A 16,877-nucleotide genomic window follows, 5' to 3' on the forward strand; every position below is an offset into this window, starting at 1 on the left:
CCAGGGTCAGCGCGGCGGCGGGCCTGCACCTGACGGTCACGTACGCGCCGGACGTCCCCGACACCGAACTGGCCGCCGCCGCGCTGACCCTGGGCGTCAAGTGTCACCCGCTGTCCTGGCACCGCCAGCTCCCTGGCCGCCCCGGCCTGGTCCTCGGATACGCGGCCGACCCGCCCGGCACCCTCACCGAGGGCGTGGCCCTGCTCGGCCGGGCGCTGCGCTCCCTGGCCTGAAGAGCCTCTGAACTCCCTCAAGTGCTTCACCGGCCACCGAGGGCCCCGTACCGTCGAAGTACCAGCGCGTGCGTACGACGTAGAGGGCAGGGACAGGGGAACGCTGTGTCGATCGAGCACATCGCCGTGATCGTCCTGGCGGTCGAGGTGGTCGTCATGGTGTCGGCGCGGGTCGGCGTCGAGCGCCGCCACTGGGCGCACGCCAAGGGACGCGGCCCGGCCCCGCAGGCGGGCGACGACCTCACCTTCGTACCGGCGGCGCTGTACGGGATCGCCGCGGCGGCGATGGCGGCCGGCGCGCTGACGGTGTCCGTCGAGCCGACCCTCGGAACGCTCGCCACGGTCGCGGTGTTCGGCGTGCTGCTGCCCGCGTTCACCGCGAACGCCGTGCTCAGGCTGTCCACGCGGGGCGGCCGCAGGGCCGTCACCCCGGGCCTGCGCGGTCTCGCCGCCACGGTCGCCGCAGCCGGCGGGCTGGTGTCGGTCGGTCTGGTCTGACATCCAGTCCCGGGAGCCGGGCCGGACCTGCTATGGTCCGTCGGTCAGCCTTCGCGCGCCCCGACAGGGCAGCACGAAGGCTTTTTTCATGGCATCTCCCGAACCCAACACCTCTGACGCGACGCCTGGTTACCGCGCACTCCTCCGCAACCGCGAGTTCGCCGGCCTGTACGCCGGCTGCACGCTGACGGTCGCCGCGAGCACCCTCTCCGGCTTCGCGCTCGGCACGCTCGTCGACCGGTCGACCGGCTCACCGTTCCTCACCGCCGTGAGCATGTACGGCGCGACCTTCGCGACCGTGCTCGGCGCGACGACGCTGATGTCGGTCGCGGACGGCAGCCGCCCGCGCCGCACCCTGGTCGCGCTCCAGGCCGTCGCCCTCGCGGGCGCCTGCGCGCAGGCGGCCCCCGGCATGCCGCTCACCGCCCGCTTCGCCCTGCTCCTCCTGCTCGGCTTCTTCCAGTCCCTCAACACCGGCACGCGCATGGGCCTGCTCGCCGAGGCGGTGCCCGCGTCCGCGTACGTCCCGGCCCGGTCGCTGATGAACATCACCGCGGGCGGCACCTCCGTCCTCGGCTTCGCCCTCGGCGCGCTCCTGCTGCGCCATCTCACCCCGCAGGGCCTGTTCGTCGCGGCAGCGGCGCTGACGGCGGCCGCGCTCGCCGTGACGGCGGCGACCGTACGGGAGCGTTCCATCCGCCCGCCCCGCCGCCCCGGCCTGCGCGAGACGTGGACGACCAACGCGGCTCTTCTCTCCCGTACCGGCCCGCGCGCCCTGCTGCTGAACCTGTGGGTGCCCAACGGCCTGATCGTCGGCTGCGAGGCCCTGTTCATCCCGTACGCCGGGGCGAACGCGGGTGTCCTGCTGGCGGCCGCATCGGGCGGCATGCTCCTGGGCGACCTGACCGTCGGCCGCCTGCTCTCCCCCGAGTGGCGACGCCGCTCCGCCTTTCCCCTGCGCCTGCTGCTGGCCGCGCCGTACCTCCTCTTCGCGCTGCACCCGCCGGCGCCTGTCGCGGCGGTCGCGGTGTTCGTCGCGAGCGCGGGCTTCGCGGCCACGCTCCCCCTCCAGGAACGGCTCCTCGCCCTCACACCCGAGCAGGTGCGCGGCCAGGTGCAGGGCGTGGAGTCGGCGGGCCGGATGACATGGCAGGGCATCGGCGCGGCGGTGGCGGGCGCGACGGCGCAGGTGCTCTCGCCGACGGTGACGATCACGGGGCTGGCGGCGGTGTCGGTGTGCGTGACGCTCGCATCCCGCCCGCATGTGAACCGGGCCCGTTGGGTCGCGCCCACGTCACCGCTCGGGTGAGGGATGTCGGTGTGCGCGGCTACGGCATCCGTCGGCACCCGTCGGCCAAGACCGTCGGCCAGGACGACTCGCCTGTCCAGGCCGCGACGTCAGGCCGCGTACACCGCCCGCTCGCCAGTCGCCTGCGCCTGCCGGCAGTCGCGGCAGCGGCCCGGTTCCGGGGCGCGGAAGACCCGGTCGCAGCCGTCGCAGTCCTGCAAGGGGTGCGGGCGGTGGGCAGCGGCCGTGGGCGGTGGCGGAAGGTCCGGGACGGCGGGGAGCGGCGGGGGCAGCAGTTCACGGAGGCGGTAGGCGAGCACGCCCGCCGGATACTTCATGACGACGGGCAGGTCGGCGGTGAGGGTGTGGCGCAACGCCGCCGGCCCGACTCCCCGTTCGAGCCAGTCGACGACGGCTGGGGCGAGCCGGTGCACTTCCCGCAGCGACAGCGTGAGGCGCTCGTCGGCGCGGCGCAGCCCTGCGAGGAGCGCGACCGCCTTCTCGTGCAGCGGTCCGGAGCGAGGCGCCGCGTGCGGCGGCGTCTCGGGGATTGTGAGATCGGGGACTGTGGGGCCGGGGACTGCGAGGTCGGGGATTGTGGGGCCGGGCTCGACCGGCGCCGGCGCCACCCGTGCCGTCAGGGCTGTCGGACCGGCCCGTGACCACGGGCTCGGCGACGGCTTGATCGTCCTCCTGAGGTGTCTCGTCGCCGACGGCCTCCACCGTGTGACGCGTACGGGCACGCCCCGCCGCCGGACGCCGTACCACCGACCGCGCGGGCTCCGCGACGGCCGCGGACGCCGCGTCCACCGGCGTGTGGTGGGCGTAGGTCCGTGTGGCCAGCCGCCCGTCCTCCGTGTGCTCGCGGACCCGCCGCAGGTACCCGTGCGCCTCCAGCTCCCGCAGGGCGAAGGCGATCCGGTCCCGCCCCTCGGGGAAGCGCTCGGTGAGACTGCGGATGTCGACCGGGGTGCCCTCGGGCACCGAGAAGATGTGGGTCGCCAGTCCGATCGCGGTCAGCGACAACTCCCGGTGCTGGGCGAGGTGGTTGCCGACGACCACGTACTGCCCGGATGGGCACGTACGTACGTGGGTGACACCGGACGGGGTGGCGGATCGCTGAACACCCTGAATCGGGCGGGTGGCAGCACTAGGCTTCTGCTCAGCCATGGGGAAGGGTCTGCTTCCTCTTTGGTCAGGCCCTCGTCCGGGAGTGCAAGTCCCGGCGGGGGCCGACGTCTGTACGGGTGTGGGGGAGCGCCGAGTTGCCCGGCCCTCTGAGCTGAGAGTGCCCGCCCGCACCACCGCCGCGCCAGCCAGTTCGACGCGTTTCACCCGGCCGAGTGATCAACGCGAGGTTTGGTCTGGTTTGGTTGGTATTTACCCTAGGTACTTAAGTCTTTTTACGGCCCGCCGCCCCGTCGGCCGACCCACCGGAGCCCGCCCCGCCCGGCCTCGGCGCACCGCCGTGCGTGCCGGGCGCGGCACGGATGTCACCGCGCATGCCCCCGTCTGTAACAGGCGCGTCCGGGCGTGCCGTCGAGCGAAACGGCGAGCGGGCGGGACGGCTCTTGTAGTGCGCAGGAGCCGTACTGACGGCCCGTCACACACGCTGCCACCGACACTGAGGAAGACACCATGCGCGCCACCAAGCTCACCATCGCCGCCCTGGCCGTCGTCGCGGGCCTCTCGCTCACGGCCTGCCAGAACGAGGACGTCGCCGCCGGCCCCGAACCGGCCGCCTCGGCCCCGACCGCGAACGGCGACGACACGGAGCAGGGCGAGGGCCATGAACAGGACCAGGACCAGGAGGGCACGGACGCCGGGACCGGCAGCAACGAGGACGGCAAGGTGGCCGACTGCCGTACCGACGAGCTGGAGGTCACCGCCTCGGACGTCACCATCGAGGGCGACACCGTCGGCACCGTCGCGGTGGAGTTCGCCAACGGCGGCGGCCGTGACTGCACGCTCACGGGTTACGCGGGCGTCGACCTGAAGACGAACGCAGGCCAGCTCTCCGCCGAGCGCACCGGCGAGGAGGCCCCGTCGGTCGTCCTCAAGGACGGCAAGTCGGTGTGGTTCGCCGTCACCTACCCGGTCAACGACTCCGGCGGCTCAGGCGTCCGCGTCACGGGCCTGGTCGTGACCCCGCCGAACGAGACGAAGCCGGTCACGCTCGACTGGCCGGGCGGCTCCTCCCTCCCGGTCACGGACGGCTCGGGCACCCCGGTGAAGGTCGGCCCGATCGGCAGCGCGGGCCAGGGCGACTGACTGTCCGGCCGCGGCCGGTCACTGGCCGAGGTCCAGCTCCGCCCACACGGTCTTGCATGGCGCCGGGCCCTCACGTACGCCCCAGCGGTCGGCCAGCTCCTCGACCAGCAGCAGGCCGTAACCGGACTCGGCGGGCTCATCCCCGGCGGACCGCGCCTGCATGGGCAGGTGATCTCCCCTCGTGTCGGTGACCTCGATGCGGAGCGTGGCGGGCTCCACGAGGGAGAGGGCGAGCCGGAAACTCCGGCCCTGCACACGGCCGTGCACGGCGGCGTTCGCCGCGAGTTCGGCGACGATCAACCGAGCCGGGTCGGGCGGCAGTTCCCACCCGCGCAGTTGCTCAACGGCGAGCAGCCGGGCGAGACGGGCTCCTCGGCGGGTGGCGGAGAGCGGCACGGTGAACTGGTGGAGCGGGGCGCTCGGGGCGGTGACTTTTCGACTCACGTCACTCAGAGTGTTTGCGCGTGCGTAACCTGTGAAGAGCGGCGGCCCGTGCGATCAGCGGCTGTCCGCGCGGTGTCCGGTTTCCGTCCGGGCTGCCCGGGATGACCGGGCGCGGGCGGCCGGAGTTGGTCCGGGGAAGGGCGCGCGACGGGAGGGCGGCGAGCATGAGCGGGTGGGAAGCGGGGCTGGACGACGAAGAGGCCGGGGCCGTCATGCGGGCGGTCACACGGCAGTTGAAGCTGTGGCGAGAGGCGGCCGGCCTCACCCAGGCGGAGTTCGGTGCGGCCATCGGGTACGGCGAGGAACTGGTCTCCTCCGTGGAGCGGGGACGGCGCATCCCGCGCCCGGAGTACCTGGACGCGGCGGACGAGGTGCTGGGCGCGGGCGGAAAGATCGCGGCGATGAAGGGGGACGTGGCGGAGGCCCGGTACCCGAAGAAGGTGCGGGACGTGAAGCGCCTGGAGACGGAGGCCGTCGAGATTCGCTCCTACAACAACTGCGTGATCGACGGCTTGTTGCAGACCGAGGACTACGCACGGGCTGTGTTCGCCTCCCGGCGCCCGCAGTTCACGGACGAGGAGCTTGAGCAGCGGGTGTCCGCCCGTCTGGAGCGCCAGCAGATTTTCACCGCACCGTCTCCTCGCCCCGTGTTCAGCTTCGTGCTGTGCGAAGCGACGCTGCGCCGCCCGGTCGGAGGCAAAAGGGTGGTACGCGGCCAGCTCCAACGGCTGTGCGACGTCGCTCAGTTGCGTAACGTCGACCTTCAGGTGCTGCCGCTGGACCGGGAGGAGAACTCGGGCCTCGGTGGCCCATTCCGACTGCTCAGGCTCAAGACCGGGATCGCGGTGGGGCTCAGCGAGGTCCAGCTCAGCGCCAACGTGATGACCGACCCGAGAGAGACCGCCATTCTCGACATGCGACATGGCATCATCCGGGCGCAGGCTCTCACCCCACGGGAGTCCCTTGCCCTCATCGAGAAAGTGCTGGAGGAGTCATGACCGTCAAGCCCTCCCACGGCGAAGTGGCGTGGACGAAGAGCAGCTACAGCTCCGACGACGGCCCGTCCTGCGTCGAAGTCGCCGCCACCCCCGCCCACGTTCTCATCCGCGACTCCAAGAACCCGGGCGGTCCCCGCCTCACCCTCACCCCCAGCACCTGGACGACCTTCGTCGAGGCAGTGCCGGAGGCGTCGTGATCCTCAACGTGTGGACAAAAAGCAGTTACAGCACGTCCAGCGGCCCCGACTGCGTCGAGGTGGCCACCCCGGACAGACGTCACGTCTTCGTCCGCGACTCCAAGAACCGCACAGGCCCCCGCCTCGACCTCACCTCATCCGCCTGGGCGGCCTTCCTCCCGTACGCGTCCCGGCGCTGACGCACGAAGCACAGCGTGGCCCGCACCCGAGCTCACGGGTGGGGCCGCATCCGCGTGTCAGTCGGCGACCGGAATCGAACCTACGCCGCCGCCGACACCACCCAGAACGGCACCGCCACCAGAAACCGCCCCCTCTCCGCCCGTCCCCGCTGTTCGGCGAGCCACCCGTCCGCGAGGTCGCGGTCGACGGCGCCCGCCGCGCACGCCGGCTCCGCGAGCCGGGTGAGCAGCGGCAGCATCGCCGGGTCGGTGAACACGCTGGTGTGCACCTCGGCCGTGACGTCGGCGAAGCCGCCGGCCAGCAGCAGGGCGCGGAACTGGCGGCCGGCGTGGGGCGAGCCCAGAAGGTCGGCGCGGGCGTGCACGATCGTGCGGGTGAGCACCGCGTCGTCCGAGTCGATCATGACGGCGTCCCAGTCCTGGTCGACCAGGACGATCCTGCCGCCCGGGCGGAGGACCCGCCGCGCCTCCGCCACCGCCCGCGCCGGCTCGCGAAGCACATGGAAGACCTTGTCGGCGCGGTAACCGTGCACGCTCCCGTCGGGGAACGGCAGTTCCTCCGCTCCCGCCTCCCGGAACTCGTACCGCGGCCACCGCGCCCGGGCCGCCGCCAGCATCCGCGGGCCGGGGTCCACACCCACCGCGTGGACGCCGCGTCCGGCCAGCTCGGCGACCGCCCGTCCGCCGCCGCAGCCGACGTCCACGACCGTCGAGCCCGGGACGAGGGACAGCAGTTCGTAGGACCGGGTCCGCAGCCGCGTGGCGCCCGGCATCCCGTCCGCCGCGTCGAGGGCGGCCAGCAGAGCTTCGGTGTCGCGGCTGTCGTGGCTGTCGCGGTGCTCGTCGACCGCGTCCTGGTTCTTGGCCATGGGCGCCATGCTGCGACTTAATGTCGGCATGAAGTCAACCGAGGACGGCGGCGCCGACGGCGCCGAAACGCTGGGCATCGGCGCCTTCGCGGCACGGTTCGGTCTGGCCACGCACGTGCTGCGGCACTGGGAGGCGATGGGCCTGCTGCACCCCGCACGGGACGCCGCCGGGCGCCGCCGCTACGGTGCGGAGGACCTCACCCGTGTGGCGACGATCCTCGTCATGAAGGAGGCCGGTCTCGGCCTGGACACCATCAGGAGCCTGTCCGCGACCACCGGCCGCGCCACCCGGCACGCGATCCTGCGTCCCGCGGCCGACGAGCTGAGGGCGAGGATCGCGGCGGCCCAGGCCTCGCTGGAGCTGATCGAGGGCGGGCTGAACTGCGAGCACGAGGACGTCACCCGGTGCCCGGGCTACCGGCGGCTCATCGCCGAGCGGACCGGCTCCGTGGTCCGGCAGCAGAGCCGGTGACCGGACCGGACGGACGCACGGACGCACGGACGAAGAAGGGCGCCCCCGAAAGGGCGCCCCTCCTCACCTCACGTGTGCGACCGCTACGTCGTCGACCGACGCCTCCGCGCCCCCGGACGCCGCTCACTCGGGCGGGTGACCGGGTCACCCGCCTCCAGCGCGGCCAGCCGGCGTCGCGTGCCGAAGTCGGCGAGGGCTTCCGCCAGCTTGTGGACCGACGGCTCGGGAGCCATCACGTCCACCCGCAGGCCGTGTTCCTCGGCCGTCTTCGCCGTGGCCGGGCCGATGCAGGCGATCACCGTGACGTTGTGCGGCTTGCCGGCGATGCCGACCAGGTTCCGGACCGTTGACGACGACGTGAACAGCACCGCGTCGAAGCCGCCGCCCTTGATCGCCTCGCGGGTCTCCGCCGGCGGCGGCGAGGCGCGCACCGTGCGGTAGGCCGTGACGTCGTCGACCTCCCAGCCCAGCTCTATGAGGCCCGCGACCAGCGTCTCGGTGGCGATGTCGGCGCGCGGCAGGAAGACGCGGTCGATCGGGTCGAAGACCGGGTCGTACGGCGGCCAGTCCTCCAGGAGTCCGGCGGCCGACTGCTCGCCGCTGGGCACCAGGTCGGGCTTCACGCCGAAGGCGATCAGCGCCTTCGCGGTCTGCTCGCCCACCGCCGCGACCTTGATCCCGGCGAAGGCGCGGGCGTCGAGCCCGTACTCCTCGAACTTCTCGCGGACCGCCCTGACCGCGTTGACCGAAGTGAACGCGATCCACTCGTAGCGGCCGGTGACCAGGCCCTTGACGGCACGTTCCATCTGCTGGGGCGTGCGCGGCGGCTCGACCGCGATGGTCGGCACCTCGTGCGGCACGGCCCCGTAGGACCGCAGCTGGTCGGAGAGCGACGCCGCCTGCTCCTTGGTGCGCGGCACGAGCACCTTCCAGCCGAACAGCGGCTTGGACTCGAACCACGCCAGCCGGTCCCGCTGGGCGGCGGCGGAACGCTCACCGACCACGGCTATCACCGGACGGCCGCCCTCCGGGGAGGGCAGCACCTTCGCCTGCTTCAGCGTCTGCGCGATCGTGCCGAGCGTCGCCGACCAGGTGCGCTGCCGGGTCGTCGTACCGGCGACGGTCACCGTCAGAGGGGTGTCGGGCTTACGTCCGGCGGACACCAGTTCGCCCGCGGCGGCGGCCACCGAGTCCAGCGTGGTGGATACGACCACCGTGCCGTCCGACGCGCCGACCTCCGTCCAGCACCGGTCGGACGCCGTGCGCGCGTCCACGAAGCGGACGTCCGCGCCCTCCGCGTCCCGCAGCGGCACACCGGCGTACGCGGGCACGCCGACCGCGGCGGCGACACCGGGCACGACCTCGAACGGCACCCCGGCCGAGGCGCACGCCAGCATCTCCTCGGCGGCGTACGCGTCGAGGCCGGGGTCGCCGGACACCGCACGGACGACCCGCTTGCCGCCCCGCGCGGCCTCCATGACAAGATGTGCGGCATCCCTATTCGCGGGGACACCGGCGGTTGTTGACGCGCCGTCAACGACCGTCAGCTGGGGCGTGCCCGTGCCCGGCGTGGACGACGCAGGCGTGTCCGCGTCCGTGTGCACCTCGGCGACGCCCTGCCTGGCGTGCGTCCGTACGACATCGAGCACGTCGTGCTCGGCGACGAGGACGTCCGCGTTCGCCAGGGCCTCCACGGCGCGCAGGGTCAGCAGTCCCGGATCCCCGGGTCCGGCACCGAGGAAGGTGACGTGCCCTTGTTCCGGAGGGGCGGGAAGAGTGGTGGGGCTCAAAGTGCTCGCTCCCCCATCAGACCGGCCGCGCCCTGCGCGAGCATCTCGGTGGCGAGTTCGCGACCGAGCGCCGTCGCCGCCTCGTGCGTCTCGGGCACGGGACCGGTGGTGGACAGCTGCACCAGCGTGGAACCGTCGGTGGTGCCGACGACGCCCCGCAGGCGCATTTCCTTGACAGACTGCCCGTCGTCCAGGAGATCGGCCAGCGCCCCCACGGGTGCGCTGCAGCCGGCCTCCAGAGCGGCGAGCAGGGAACGCTCGGCCGTCACGGCGGCCCGCGTGAACGGGTCGTCGAGCTCGGCGAGCGCGGCGACGAGGTCCGCGTCGTCCGCGGCGCACTCGATCGCCAGTGCCCCCTGGCCGGGGGCGGGCAGAACCGTGTCGACCGACAGGAAGTCGGTCACCTCGTCACTGCGTCCGATCCGGTTGAGCCCGGCGGCCGCCAGCACGACCGCGTCCAGGTCGCCCTTGGTGACGTACCCGATGCGGGTGTCGACGTTGCCCCGGATCGGGACCGTCTCGATGTCCATGCCGTGGGCGCGGGCGTACGCGTTCAGCTGCGCCATGCGGCGCGGCGAACCGGTGCCGATGCGCGCCCCGCGCGGCAGGTCGGTGAGCTTCAGCGCGTCCCGCGCGATGATCACGTCCCGCGGGTCCTCGCGCTCGGGGATCGCCGCCAGGACCAGCTCGTCGGGCTGGGTGGTCGGCAGGTCCTTGAGGGAGTGCACCGCGAAGTCCACCTCGCCGCGCGCCAGCGCCTCCCGCAGGGCGGCGACGAAGACGCCCGTGCCGCCGATCTGCGCGAGGTGCTCACGCGAGACGTCGCCGTACGTGGTGATCTCGACGAGCTCGACGGGCCGTCCGGTCACCTGGCTCACGGCATCCGCCACCTGCCCGGACTGGGCCATGGCGAGCTTGCTGCGCCTGGTCCCCAGCCTCAGTGCCTTCTCAGTCATCCCGGCCCTCGGTTCTGTGCGTTCTTCTCGGTGCTTTCCTCGGCGCGGGAGACGGAGGCCACCGTCTCGGGGTCGAGGTCGAACAGGGTGCGCAGCGCGTCCGCGTACCCGGCCCCGCCGGGCTCGGCCGCGAGCTGCTTGACCCGGACCGTCGGGGCGTGCAGCAGCTTGTCGACCACCCGTCGCACGGTCTGGGTGATCTCCGCGCGGTGCTTGTCGTCCAGGCCGGGGAGCCGCCCCTCCAGGCGGGCCATCTCACCGGCCACCACGTCGGCCGCCATGGTCCGCAGGGCGACGACGGTCGGCGTGATGTGCGCCGCCCGCTGTGCCGCCCCGAACGCGGCGACCTCGTCGGAGACGATACGCCGGACCTGGTCCACATCGGCAGCCATCGGAGCGTCCGCGGACGCCTCGGCGAGCGATTCGATGTCCACCAGCCGCACGCCGGGCAGGCGGTGCGCCGCCGCGTCGACGTCCCGCGGCATGGCGAGGTCCAGCAGGAAGAGGACGGGCTCGGGGCGCGGCGGCGCGTCCACCGGCTCGGGCCTGCGCCGCTCGGGGATGCGGCCGATCGCGGCCGCGGCCGCGGCGAGCGCGCCGATGACCTCGGCGTCCGCCTCGGGTCCGGTGCCGCGGGCGGCGTCCCGGCGGTCGACGGCGGAGCCCGCCGCCCACGCGCCGTGCTGCTCCAGCGTGGCCGCGTCCATCCCGGCGACGGCCGCCTCGCCCATCACGGAGAAGCCGGGCCGGACCGTCGGCAGGTCCACCGGGCAGCCGTCCTCGGCGGGAGGCTGCGCGGGGGCGCTCTCGCGGGCGTCCTCCGCGGCGACCGCGTCGAGGTCGACGACCTGCGCCGCGCCGGGGCGGCCCTCGACGCCGGCGGCGATCGTCTCGGCGGTGAGGACCAGGCCGGTCGCGCCGGTGCAGGAGACGACCACATCGGCACGTGTCAGCTCGAACGGCACCGATGCCATCGGGACCGCGCGGGCCGCCACGTCCGTGTCGTCGCCCTCGGTGAGGATCCGCACCAGCCGCTCGGCGCGGTCGGGCGTGCGGTTCGCCACCACGACCTCGGCGACGCCGGCGCGCGCGAGCGTGGCCGCGGACAGCGAGGACATCGAACCGGCGCCTATGACCAGGGCCTTCTTGCCGCGCGCCCAGGTCTCGACGGGGGTGCCCTGCGCGAGCTGCTCCAGGCCGAAGGTGACCAGGGACTGCCCGGCGCGGTCGATGCCGGTCTCGGAGTGGGCGCGCTTGCCGACCCGCAGCGCCTGCTGGAACAGGTCGTTCAGCAGCCGTCCCGCGGTGTGGGTCTCCTGCGCGCGGGCCAGCGAGTCCTTGATCTGGCCGAGGATCTGCCCCTCGCCCACGACCATCGAGTCCAGTCCGCAGGCCACCGAGAACAGGTGGTGCACGGCCCGGTCCTCGTAGTGCACATAAAGATAAGGAGTGAGCTCCTCCAGGCCGACCCCGCTGTGCTGGGCGAGCAGCGTGGACAGCTCGGCGACACCGGCGTGGAACTTGTCCACGTCGGCGTACAGCTCGATGCGGTTGCAGGTGGCGAGGACCGCGCCCTCGGAGGCGGGCTCCGCGGCGACCGTGTCCTGGAGCAGCTTGGTCTGCGCGTCCGCGCTCAGCGACGCCCGCTCCAGCACGCTGACCGGGGCGCTGCGGTGGCTCAGTCCGACGACGAGGAGGCTCATGCTGGCATCACGGCGGGTACGTCCCCGTCGGGCCCCTGGTCGGTGGCGGAGTCCTCGCGCCCGGCGACGGCGGCGGAGCGGGCGGGACCGGCTGCCCGGTCGGCGGCGACCCCGGCCGCGGCCTCCTCGCCGGCCTTGCGCTGCTCGTGGAAGGCGAGGATCTGGAGCTCGATGGAGAGGTCGACCTTGCGCACGTCGACGCCGTCCGGGACGGTCAGCACGGTCGGCGCGAAGTTCAGGATGGACGTGACGCCGGCGGCCACGAGCCGGTCGCAGACCTGCTGGGCCGCGCCGGCCGGGGTGGCGATGACGCCGATGGACACGCCGTTGTCCCGGATGATCGTCTCGAGCTCGTCGGTGTGCTGCACGGGGATGCCGGCGACGGGCTTCCCGGCCATCGCGGGGTCGGCGTCGATCAGCGCGGCGACCCGGAAACCACGGGAGGCGAACCCTCCGTAGTTGGCCAGGGCGGCGCCGAGGTTACCGATGCCGACGATCACAACCGGCCAGTCCTGGGTGAGGCCGAGTTCGCGGGAGATCTGGTACACGAGATACTCGACGTCGTAGCCGACGCCCCGGGTGCCGTAGGAACCCAGGTAGGAGAAGTCCTTGCGCAGCTTCGCGGAGTTCACACCCGCGGCGGCCGCCAGCTCCTCCGAGGAGACCGTGGGCACCGAGCGCTCGGAGAGCGCGGTCAGGGCGCGGAGGTACAGCGGAAGCCGGGCGACGGTGGCCTCGGGAATCCCTCGGCTACGGGTCGCCGGTCGGTGAGTTCGGCCAGTTGCCACGGTGCTCCTGCGGGTAGAGCGGGGCTTCAGGCGGTCATACGTCCCCGGACCGCCCCGTCGAATGCAGGCTATGTCTTTGTGAACGCGTGCACAAAGATTGTGTCCGATTTGCCCGGCCAACGTGACCGGGGTCACGCGCCCCCGGCGCGCACGGAGGGAACCGGCGCGCCCGCGCCGCCGTTCCTTTGCTTTCAGGGGCAAAACCGCACACTCTCCTCTGTGAATCCCGCCCCCGAGACCAGAACGCCATCGATCCTAAGCGAATTTCCGCCAGATTGAACTGGCCGGTCAGTCACCCGGGTCAGTCACTCAGGGCCGCGCGGAGACGGTCCTCGTTCACGCGCCAGAAGGTGTGCTGCCGTCCGTCGACGAGCACCACCGGGATCTGCTCCCAGTACAGGTCGTACAGCTCCCGGTCCTCGGTGATGTCCTTGCGCTCCCACGGAACCCCGAGCTCGGAGCACACCTTCTCCACCACCGTCTGCGCGTCGTCGCACAGATGGCAGCCGGGCTTGCGGATCAGCGTCACGAGCCGGTCCCGCGGGGGCCCGGCGCGGCGGAAGAGAGGGGTCATGCGGGCCATTGTCGCGCGCGGGACAAGGCCGGGACACCGCCGAGGACACACGGAGTTCACGGCGCGGCGGCCTCTCGGCTCCGGAGCGGGCGCGCGCACTGGCTATGCTCACGCCATGGCCGCTCTCGGATGGCTCACCCCCCGTAGGCGCTCCGCCACGGCGCGGAGCGTGTTGGCTGGCGAGGCCTCGGCGGAGGCCGCCCGCAAATCCACCCAGGAAGTTTCCGAACGCGAACCCGAGTTCCCGGTTCCCGGTGACGAACGGGCCGCCGCGTTCTTCGACCTGGACAACACCGTCATGCAGGGCGCCGCCCTGTTCCACTTCGGGCGGGGCCTGTACAAGCGGAAGTTCTTCGACACCCGCGAGCTGGCCCGGTTCGCCTGGCAGCAGGCGTGGTTCCGGCTGGCCGGCGTCGAGGACCCCGAGCACATGCAGGAGGCGCGCGACTCGGCGCTCTCCATCGTCCAGGGCCACCGCGTCTCCGAGCTCCAGTCCATCGGCGAGGAGATCTACGACGAGTACATGGCGGAGCGCATCTGGCCCGGCACCCGGGCGCTGGCCCAGGCACACCTCGACGCCGGCCAGCGGGTCTGGCTGGTCACCGCCGCCCCGGTGGAGATCGCCACGGTGATCGCCCGCCGGCTCGGTCTGACCGGCGCCCTGGGCACCGTCGCCGAGTCGGTCGACGGCGTGTACACGGGCAAACTCGTGGGCGAGCCGCTGCACGGTCCGGCGAAGGCGGAGGCGGTCCGTGCGCTGGCGCTCGCGGAAGGGCTGGACCTGCGCCGCTGCGCGGCCTACAGCGACTCCCACAACGACATCCCGATGCTGTCGCTCGTGGGCCACCCCTACGCGATCAACCCGGACTCCAAGCTGCGCAAGCACGCCCGCCGGATGGACTGGCGGCTGCGCGACTACCGCACCGGCCGCAAGGCGGCCAAGGTCGGCATCCCGGCCGCGGCCGGCGTGGGCGCGGTGGCCGGGGGCACGGCCGCCGCGATCGCCCTGCACCGCAAGCGCCGCTGACGTACTGCCGGAAGCCCGCCGGCGCCCCTCCCGCACGTCACCGCCGGGCCCCGCGCCCGCCCGCGGTGACCGGGCCGGGCCGCGACACGCCCCGAACCGACCGCCTTACCCCGCAACCGGCCCGAGCAGTCCTCTTGGCTGCACACGGCCACAACTCGCCCCGGACTTAACCGGAATACGAAAGCTTCCGGTCACCGATCGATCAGCTCCTCACCCGTGAAGAAACGTCAATCGGTTACGGAAGCGACGTAATCGATAGTTTGAGCAACTCGGTGTAGCAGGGCCTGTACGAAGCGTTATTCTCCTCAGACGCATTCCGGGACCACCCCTTCGTCACGACGGGTGAACGGCCCCGCACTGCACGTGATGGAAGCTCTGCCTCTGGGAGTCCCGTGTACCCACACGTCGGGGTTGACGCCTCGGGCCTGGCTACGCTGCGCGCGACAGTCGCGACAGCCCGAGACATGTTGCGCGGAATCGTCCCCCCCGCGCACGCCGTCCCCGCATTCGCCGCCGTCCCCGCCGGCCCGTGCTACGCCCTCGCCGAGGGCACGGCCGCGGTCGGCAGACGAGGACGCCCGTCCGGCGCTCCCGCTGCCCGCCGTCCCGCCGCCGACAGCGACAGCGCCCGGATGATGGACCTCGTGGAGCGCGCCCAGGCCGGCGAGGCGGAGGCCTTCGGACGGCTCTACGACCAGTACAGCGACACCGTCTACCGCTACATCTACTACCGCGTCGGCGGCAAGGCGACCGCCGAGGACCTCACCAGCGAGACCTTTCTGCGGGCGCTGCGCCGCATCGGCACCTTCACCTGGCAGGGCCGCGACTTCGGCGCCTGGCTGGTGACCATCGCCCGCAACCTCGTCGCCGACCACTTCAAGTCCAGCCGCTTCCGCCTCGAGGTCACCACCGGGGAGATGCTCGACGCCAACGAGGTCGAGCGCTCCCCCGAGGATTCCGTACTCGAGTCCCTGTCCAACGCCGCCCTCCTCGATGCCGTACGACGGCTCAACCCCCAACAGCAGGAGTGCGTCACGCTCCGATTCCTCCAAGGGCTGTCCGTCGCCGAGACGGCCCGCGTCATGGGCAAGAACGAGGGCGCCATCAAGACCCTCCAGTACCGTGCCGTCCGCACCCTCGCCCGGCTCCTCCCGGACGACGCCCGCTGACCCGTCCACGGGACGCGACACAGTGAGCGACTTTCAACTCACCCTGAGTGAAACCGGGTTGGAATCGCCGATCGGGTCACCGGTGCGCGTAACCCAAGTGCCGCGCCCGTCGTTGTGCGGGATACAGGCTCCCTGTGGTCACCCGCTGACCGGCTGCGCTCACCCGATCGTGTGGCGTCGGCCGGCCCCGGGAACCCTCAGACCCCCTGGGGAGTCGACCGTCATGACGAGAGGAGGTGCCGCCAGTGATCGCGAACGTATCGGCGCACCGGCGGGCGAACGCCTTCGCCCAGGCCCTGGAGGAGCAGTCCGACCGGGGCACGGCGGCCGAGCGAACCGAAGGACCGGCACCGGCCCCGGCCGCCGCCGAGACCGAACAGGCCCAGCTGCTCACGCTGGCCTCCGGTCTGCGCGCGCTGCCCCGGCCGGAGCTCGACCCCGAGGTGAAGGTCGTCCAGCGAGCCCAGCTGGTGGCCGCGTTCGAGGCCATGCTCCAGGAGGGCACCGCCGCAGGCGAGGCGACGGACCGGGCCGTTCCCGAACAGCGCTCGCGCCGCGCCAAGGGCGCCCACCGGGCCACCCCGCTGGGCAGGCTGCGACCGCGTTCCCGGCTGGCCAAAGGGCTCACCGCGGGCGGACTCACCGTCGGCGTCGCCGCCGGCGCCCTCGGCGGAGTCGCCGCCGCCAGCTCCGACGCCCTCCCCGGCGACTCGCTCTACGGGCTCAAGCGCGGCATCGAGGACGTCAAGCTCACCCTCGCCGACGGCGACGACGAGCGCGGCCGGGTCTACCTCGACCAGGCCTCCACCCGGCTCGGCGAGGCCCGCCGGCTGATGGAGCGCGACCGCGCCGGCTCCCTCGACCACGAGTCGCTGAGCGAGATCCGCCGCGCCCTGTCCGGCATGCGGCACGACGCCTCGGAGGGCCACCGGCTGCTCCGCGAGGCCTACGAGCGCAACCCGGACTCCCTCGGCCCCATCCAGGCGCTCTCCTCCTTCTCCCAGGCCCACCGCGACACCTGGGGCAACCTGCGCGACCGGCTCCCCGTGCAGCTCGGGGACGTCAGTGAGCAGGTCACGTCCGTGTTCGACGCCATAGACGAGGACGTCGCCCCGCTCCAGTCCCTGCTGCCCCGGCCGCCGAGCGACCAGGCGGACGACGGCAAGCGGCACGGCGGCTCCGCCCCGGCGTCCGACAGCCCCTCCGCCGCCGAGCCCTCGACGTCCCCCGGCACCGGGCGGGACGGCTCCGGCAAGGGCGAGACGGGCAGCGCGGGACCGAGCGACTCCGCCGACGCCGAGCACGAGCAGGACGGCCTGCTCGGCGGCAACACCGGCGGCCTCCTCGACCCGCCCCAGGAGAGCGGCCAGAGCAGCACACCGCCGCCGACGGGCTCGGCCACCCGGCCTCCCGCCCCCGAC

General features: G+C 72.9%; 18 protein-coding genes and 1 pseudogene. 11 read left to right on the forward strand and 8 right to left on the reverse strand.

Annotated features, from left to right (window positions below):
- From CCN29_RS17870 to CCN29_RS17880, 3 genes and pseudogenes are all read left to right on the forward strand, one after another.
- Nucleotides 1-233, forward strand: a pseudogene (locus CCN29_RS17870) (MocR-like pyridoxine biosynthesis transcription factor PdxR); the annotation flags it as partial.
- A 105-nt stretch (nucleotides 234-338) separates the two neighbouring features.
- Entirely contained in the window at nucleotides 339-731 is a 393-nt protein-coding gene (locus CCN29_RS17875; RefSeq protein WP_006133286.1) for a hypothetical protein, read from the forward strand.
- Nucleotides 732-819: 88 nt separating this feature from the next.
- Nucleotides 820-2,040 carry an MFS transporter gene (locus CCN29_RS17880; protein ID WP_086683053.1) on the forward strand — a complete coding sequence of 407 codons (1,221 nt, stop codon included), beginning with the start codon at nucleotides 820-822 and terminating at the stop codon, nucleotides 2,038-2,040.
- Nucleotides 2,041-2,129: 89 nt separating this feature from the next.
- Here the strand turns inward: CCN29_RS17880 and CCN29_RS35970 are convergent, their stop codons facing one another.
- Nucleotides 2,130-2,648 carry a hypothetical protein gene (locus CCN29_RS35970; RefSeq protein ID WP_442538404.1) on the reverse strand — a complete coding sequence of 173 codons (519 nt, stop codon included), beginning with the start codon at nucleotides 2,646-2,648 and terminating at the stop codon, nucleotides 2,130-2,132.
- 1,009 nt (nucleotides 2,649-3,657) lie between these two features.
- Here CCN29_RS35970 and CCN29_RS17890 point away from each other — a divergent pair.
- The gene (locus CCN29_RS17890; RefSeq protein WP_086683056.1) at nucleotides 3,658-4,290 is read left to right on the forward strand and encodes a DUF4232 domain-containing protein; all 633 of its coding nucleotides are present in this window, start codon (nucleotides 3,658-3,660) and stop codon (nucleotides 4,288-4,290) included.
- An 18-nt stretch (nucleotides 4,291-4,308) separates the two neighbouring features.
- Here the strand turns inward: CCN29_RS17890 and CCN29_RS17895 are convergent, their stop codons facing one another.
- A complete protein-coding gene (locus CCN29_RS17895) occupies nucleotides 4,309-4,734 on the reverse strand; it encodes an ATP-binding protein (RefSeq protein WP_031066448.1) in 426 nt (141 codons plus the stop codon).
- 164 nt (nucleotides 4,735-4,898) lie between these two features.
- Here CCN29_RS17895 and CCN29_RS17900 point away from each other — a divergent pair, with 164 nt between their 5' ends.
- Genes CCN29_RS17900 through CCN29_RS17910 form a run of 3 tightly spaced genes read left to right on the forward strand, consistent with a single transcriptional unit; the run spans nucleotide 4,899 to nucleotide 6,108 of the window.
- Nucleotides 4,899-5,732, forward strand: coding sequence for a helix-turn-helix domain-containing protein (locus CCN29_RS17900; protein ID WP_086683065.1), 834 nt, complete (start codon nucleotides 4,899-4,901; stop codon nucleotides 5,730-5,732).
- The gene (locus CCN29_RS17905) at nucleotides 5,729-5,929 is read left to right on the forward strand and encodes a DUF397 domain-containing protein (protein ID WP_086683059.1); all 201 of its coding nucleotides are present in this window, start codon (nucleotides 5,729-5,731) and stop codon (nucleotides 5,927-5,929) included. Before CCN29_RS17900 ends, CCN29_RS17905 begins: the two co-directional genes overlap by 4 nt.
- A complete protein-coding gene (locus CCN29_RS17910; protein WP_006133293.1) occupies nucleotides 5,926-6,108 on the forward strand; it encodes a DUF397 domain-containing protein in 183 nt (60 codons plus the stop codon). The genes CCN29_RS17905 and CCN29_RS17910 overlap by 4 nt, the downstream gene beginning before the upstream one ends.
- Before the next feature lie 80 nt (nucleotides 6,109-6,188).
- Here CCN29_RS17910 and CCN29_RS17915 read toward each other — a convergent pair whose 3' ends face one another.
- A complete protein-coding gene (locus CCN29_RS17915) occupies nucleotides 6,189-6,977 on the reverse strand; it encodes a methyltransferase domain-containing protein (protein WP_031066444.1) in 789 nt (262 codons plus the stop codon).
- Between the two features lie 28 nt (nucleotides 6,978-7,005).
- Between CCN29_RS17915 and CCN29_RS17920 the strand changes: the two genes are divergently transcribed.
- Nucleotides 7,006-7,449: a MerR family transcriptional regulator gene (locus CCN29_RS17920; protein ID WP_031066443.1), complete on the forward strand. Its 444-nt coding sequence runs from the start codon at nucleotides 7,006-7,008 to the stop codon at nucleotides 7,447-7,449.
- A gap of 83 nt (nucleotides 7,450-7,532) precedes the next feature.
- Here the strand turns inward: CCN29_RS17920 and CCN29_RS17925 are convergent, their stop codons facing one another.
- The 5 genes from CCN29_RS17925 to CCN29_RS17945 form a co-directional block, all read right to left on the reverse strand.
- Entirely contained in the window at nucleotides 7,533-9,239 is a 1,707-nt protein-coding gene (locus tag CCN29_RS17925; RefSeq protein WP_031022511.1) for a bifunctional uroporphyrinogen-III C-methyltransferase/uroporphyrinogen-III synthase, read from the reverse strand.
- Complete coding sequence (hemC, locus tag CCN29_RS17930; protein WP_006133297.1) at nucleotides 9,236-10,195, reverse strand: hydroxymethylbilane synthase; 960 nt, start codon at nucleotides 10,193-10,195, stop codon at nucleotides 9,236-9,238. The genes CCN29_RS17925 and hemC overlap by 4 nt, the downstream gene beginning before the upstream one ends.
- Nucleotides 10,192-11,898: a glutamyl-tRNA reductase gene (locus tag CCN29_RS17935; RefSeq protein WP_006133298.1), complete on the reverse strand. Its 1,707-nt coding sequence runs from the start codon at nucleotides 11,896-11,898 to the stop codon at nucleotides 10,192-10,194. The genes hemC and CCN29_RS17935 overlap by 4 nt, the downstream gene beginning before the upstream one ends.
- On the reverse strand, nucleotides 11,895-12,686 hold the full coding sequence (locus tag CCN29_RS17940; RefSeq protein ID WP_006133299.1) for a redox-sensing transcriptional repressor Rex: 792 nt from the start codon (nucleotides 12,684-12,686) through the stop codon (nucleotides 11,895-11,897). Before CCN29_RS17940 ends, CCN29_RS17935 begins: the two co-directional genes overlap by 4 nt.
- A 301-nt stretch (nucleotides 12,687-12,987) precedes the next feature.
- Nucleotides 12,988-13,269: a glutaredoxin family protein gene (locus CCN29_RS17945; RefSeq protein WP_031022509.1), complete on the reverse strand. Its 282-nt coding sequence runs from the start codon at nucleotides 13,267-13,269 to the stop codon at nucleotides 12,988-12,990.
- Nucleotides 13,270-13,375: 106 nt separating this feature from the next.
- On the opposite strand from CCN29_RS17945, the gene CCN29_RS17950 reads away from it, so the two are divergent.
- The 3 genes from CCN29_RS17950 to CCN29_RS17960 all read left to right on the forward strand — a co-directional run.
- Entirely contained in the window at nucleotides 13,376-14,287 is a 912-nt protein-coding gene (locus CCN29_RS17950; protein ID WP_051792275.1) for an HAD family hydrolase, read from the forward strand.
- 392 nt (nucleotides 14,288-14,679) lie between these two features.
- Nucleotides 14,680-15,456, forward strand: coding sequence for an ECF subfamily RNA polymerase sigma factor, BldN family (locus CCN29_RS17955; RefSeq protein WP_031022504.1), 777 nt, complete (start codon nucleotides 14,680-14,682; stop codon nucleotides 15,454-15,456).
- A gap of 245 nt (nucleotides 15,457-15,701) precedes the next feature.
- Nucleotides 15,702-16,877: DUF5667 domain-containing protein (locus CCN29_RS17960; RefSeq protein ID WP_086683062.1), on the forward strand; the 1,176-nt coding region annotated here is incomplete at its 3' end.

It is taken from the genome of Streptomyces pseudogriseolus (assembly GCA_002154585.1).
GTDB lineage: Bacteria > Actinomycetota > Actinomycetes > Streptomycetales > Streptomycetaceae > Streptomyces > Streptomyces pseudogriseolus.

Coding starts and splice junctions, on each gene's coding strand:
- CCN29_RS17880 (WP_086683053.1), top strand. CDS start 820: ATGGCATCTCCCGAACCCAACACCTCTGACGCGACGCCTGGTTACCGC.
- CCN29_RS17890 (WP_086683056.1), top strand. CDS start 3,658: ATGCGCGCCACCAAGCTCACCATCGCCGCCCTGGCCGTCGTCGCGGGC.
- CCN29_RS17900 (WP_086683065.1), top strand. CDS start 4,899: ATGAGCGGGTGGGAAGCGGGGCTGGACGACGAAGAGGCCGGGGCCGTC.
- CCN29_RS17905 (WP_086683059.1), top strand. CDS start 5,729: ATGACCGTCAAGCCCTCCCACGGCGAAGTGGCGTGGACGAAGAGCAGC.
- CCN29_RS17915 (WP_031066444.1), bottom strand. CDS start 6,977: ATGGCCAAGAACCAGGACGCGGTCGACGAGCACCGCGACAGCCACGAC.
- CCN29_RS17920 (WP_031066443.1), top strand. CDS start 7,006: ATGAAGTCAACCGAGGACGGCGGCGCCGACGGCGCCGAAACGCTGGGC.
- hemC (WP_006133297.1), bottom strand. CDS start 10,195: ATGACTGAGAAGGCACTGAGGCTGGGGACCAGGCGCAGCAAGCTCGCC.
- CCN29_RS17935 (WP_006133298.1), bottom strand. CDS start 11,898: ATGAGCCTCCTCGTCGTCGGACTGAGCCACCGCAGCGCCCCGGTCAGC.
- CCN29_RS17945 (WP_031022509.1), bottom strand. CDS start 13,269: ATGGCCCGCATGACCCCTCTCTTCCGCCGCGCCGGGCCCCCGCGGGAC.
- CCN29_RS17950 (WP_051792275.1), top strand. CDS start 13,376: ATGGCCGCTCTCGGATGGCTCACCCCCCGTAGGCGCTCCGCCACGGCG.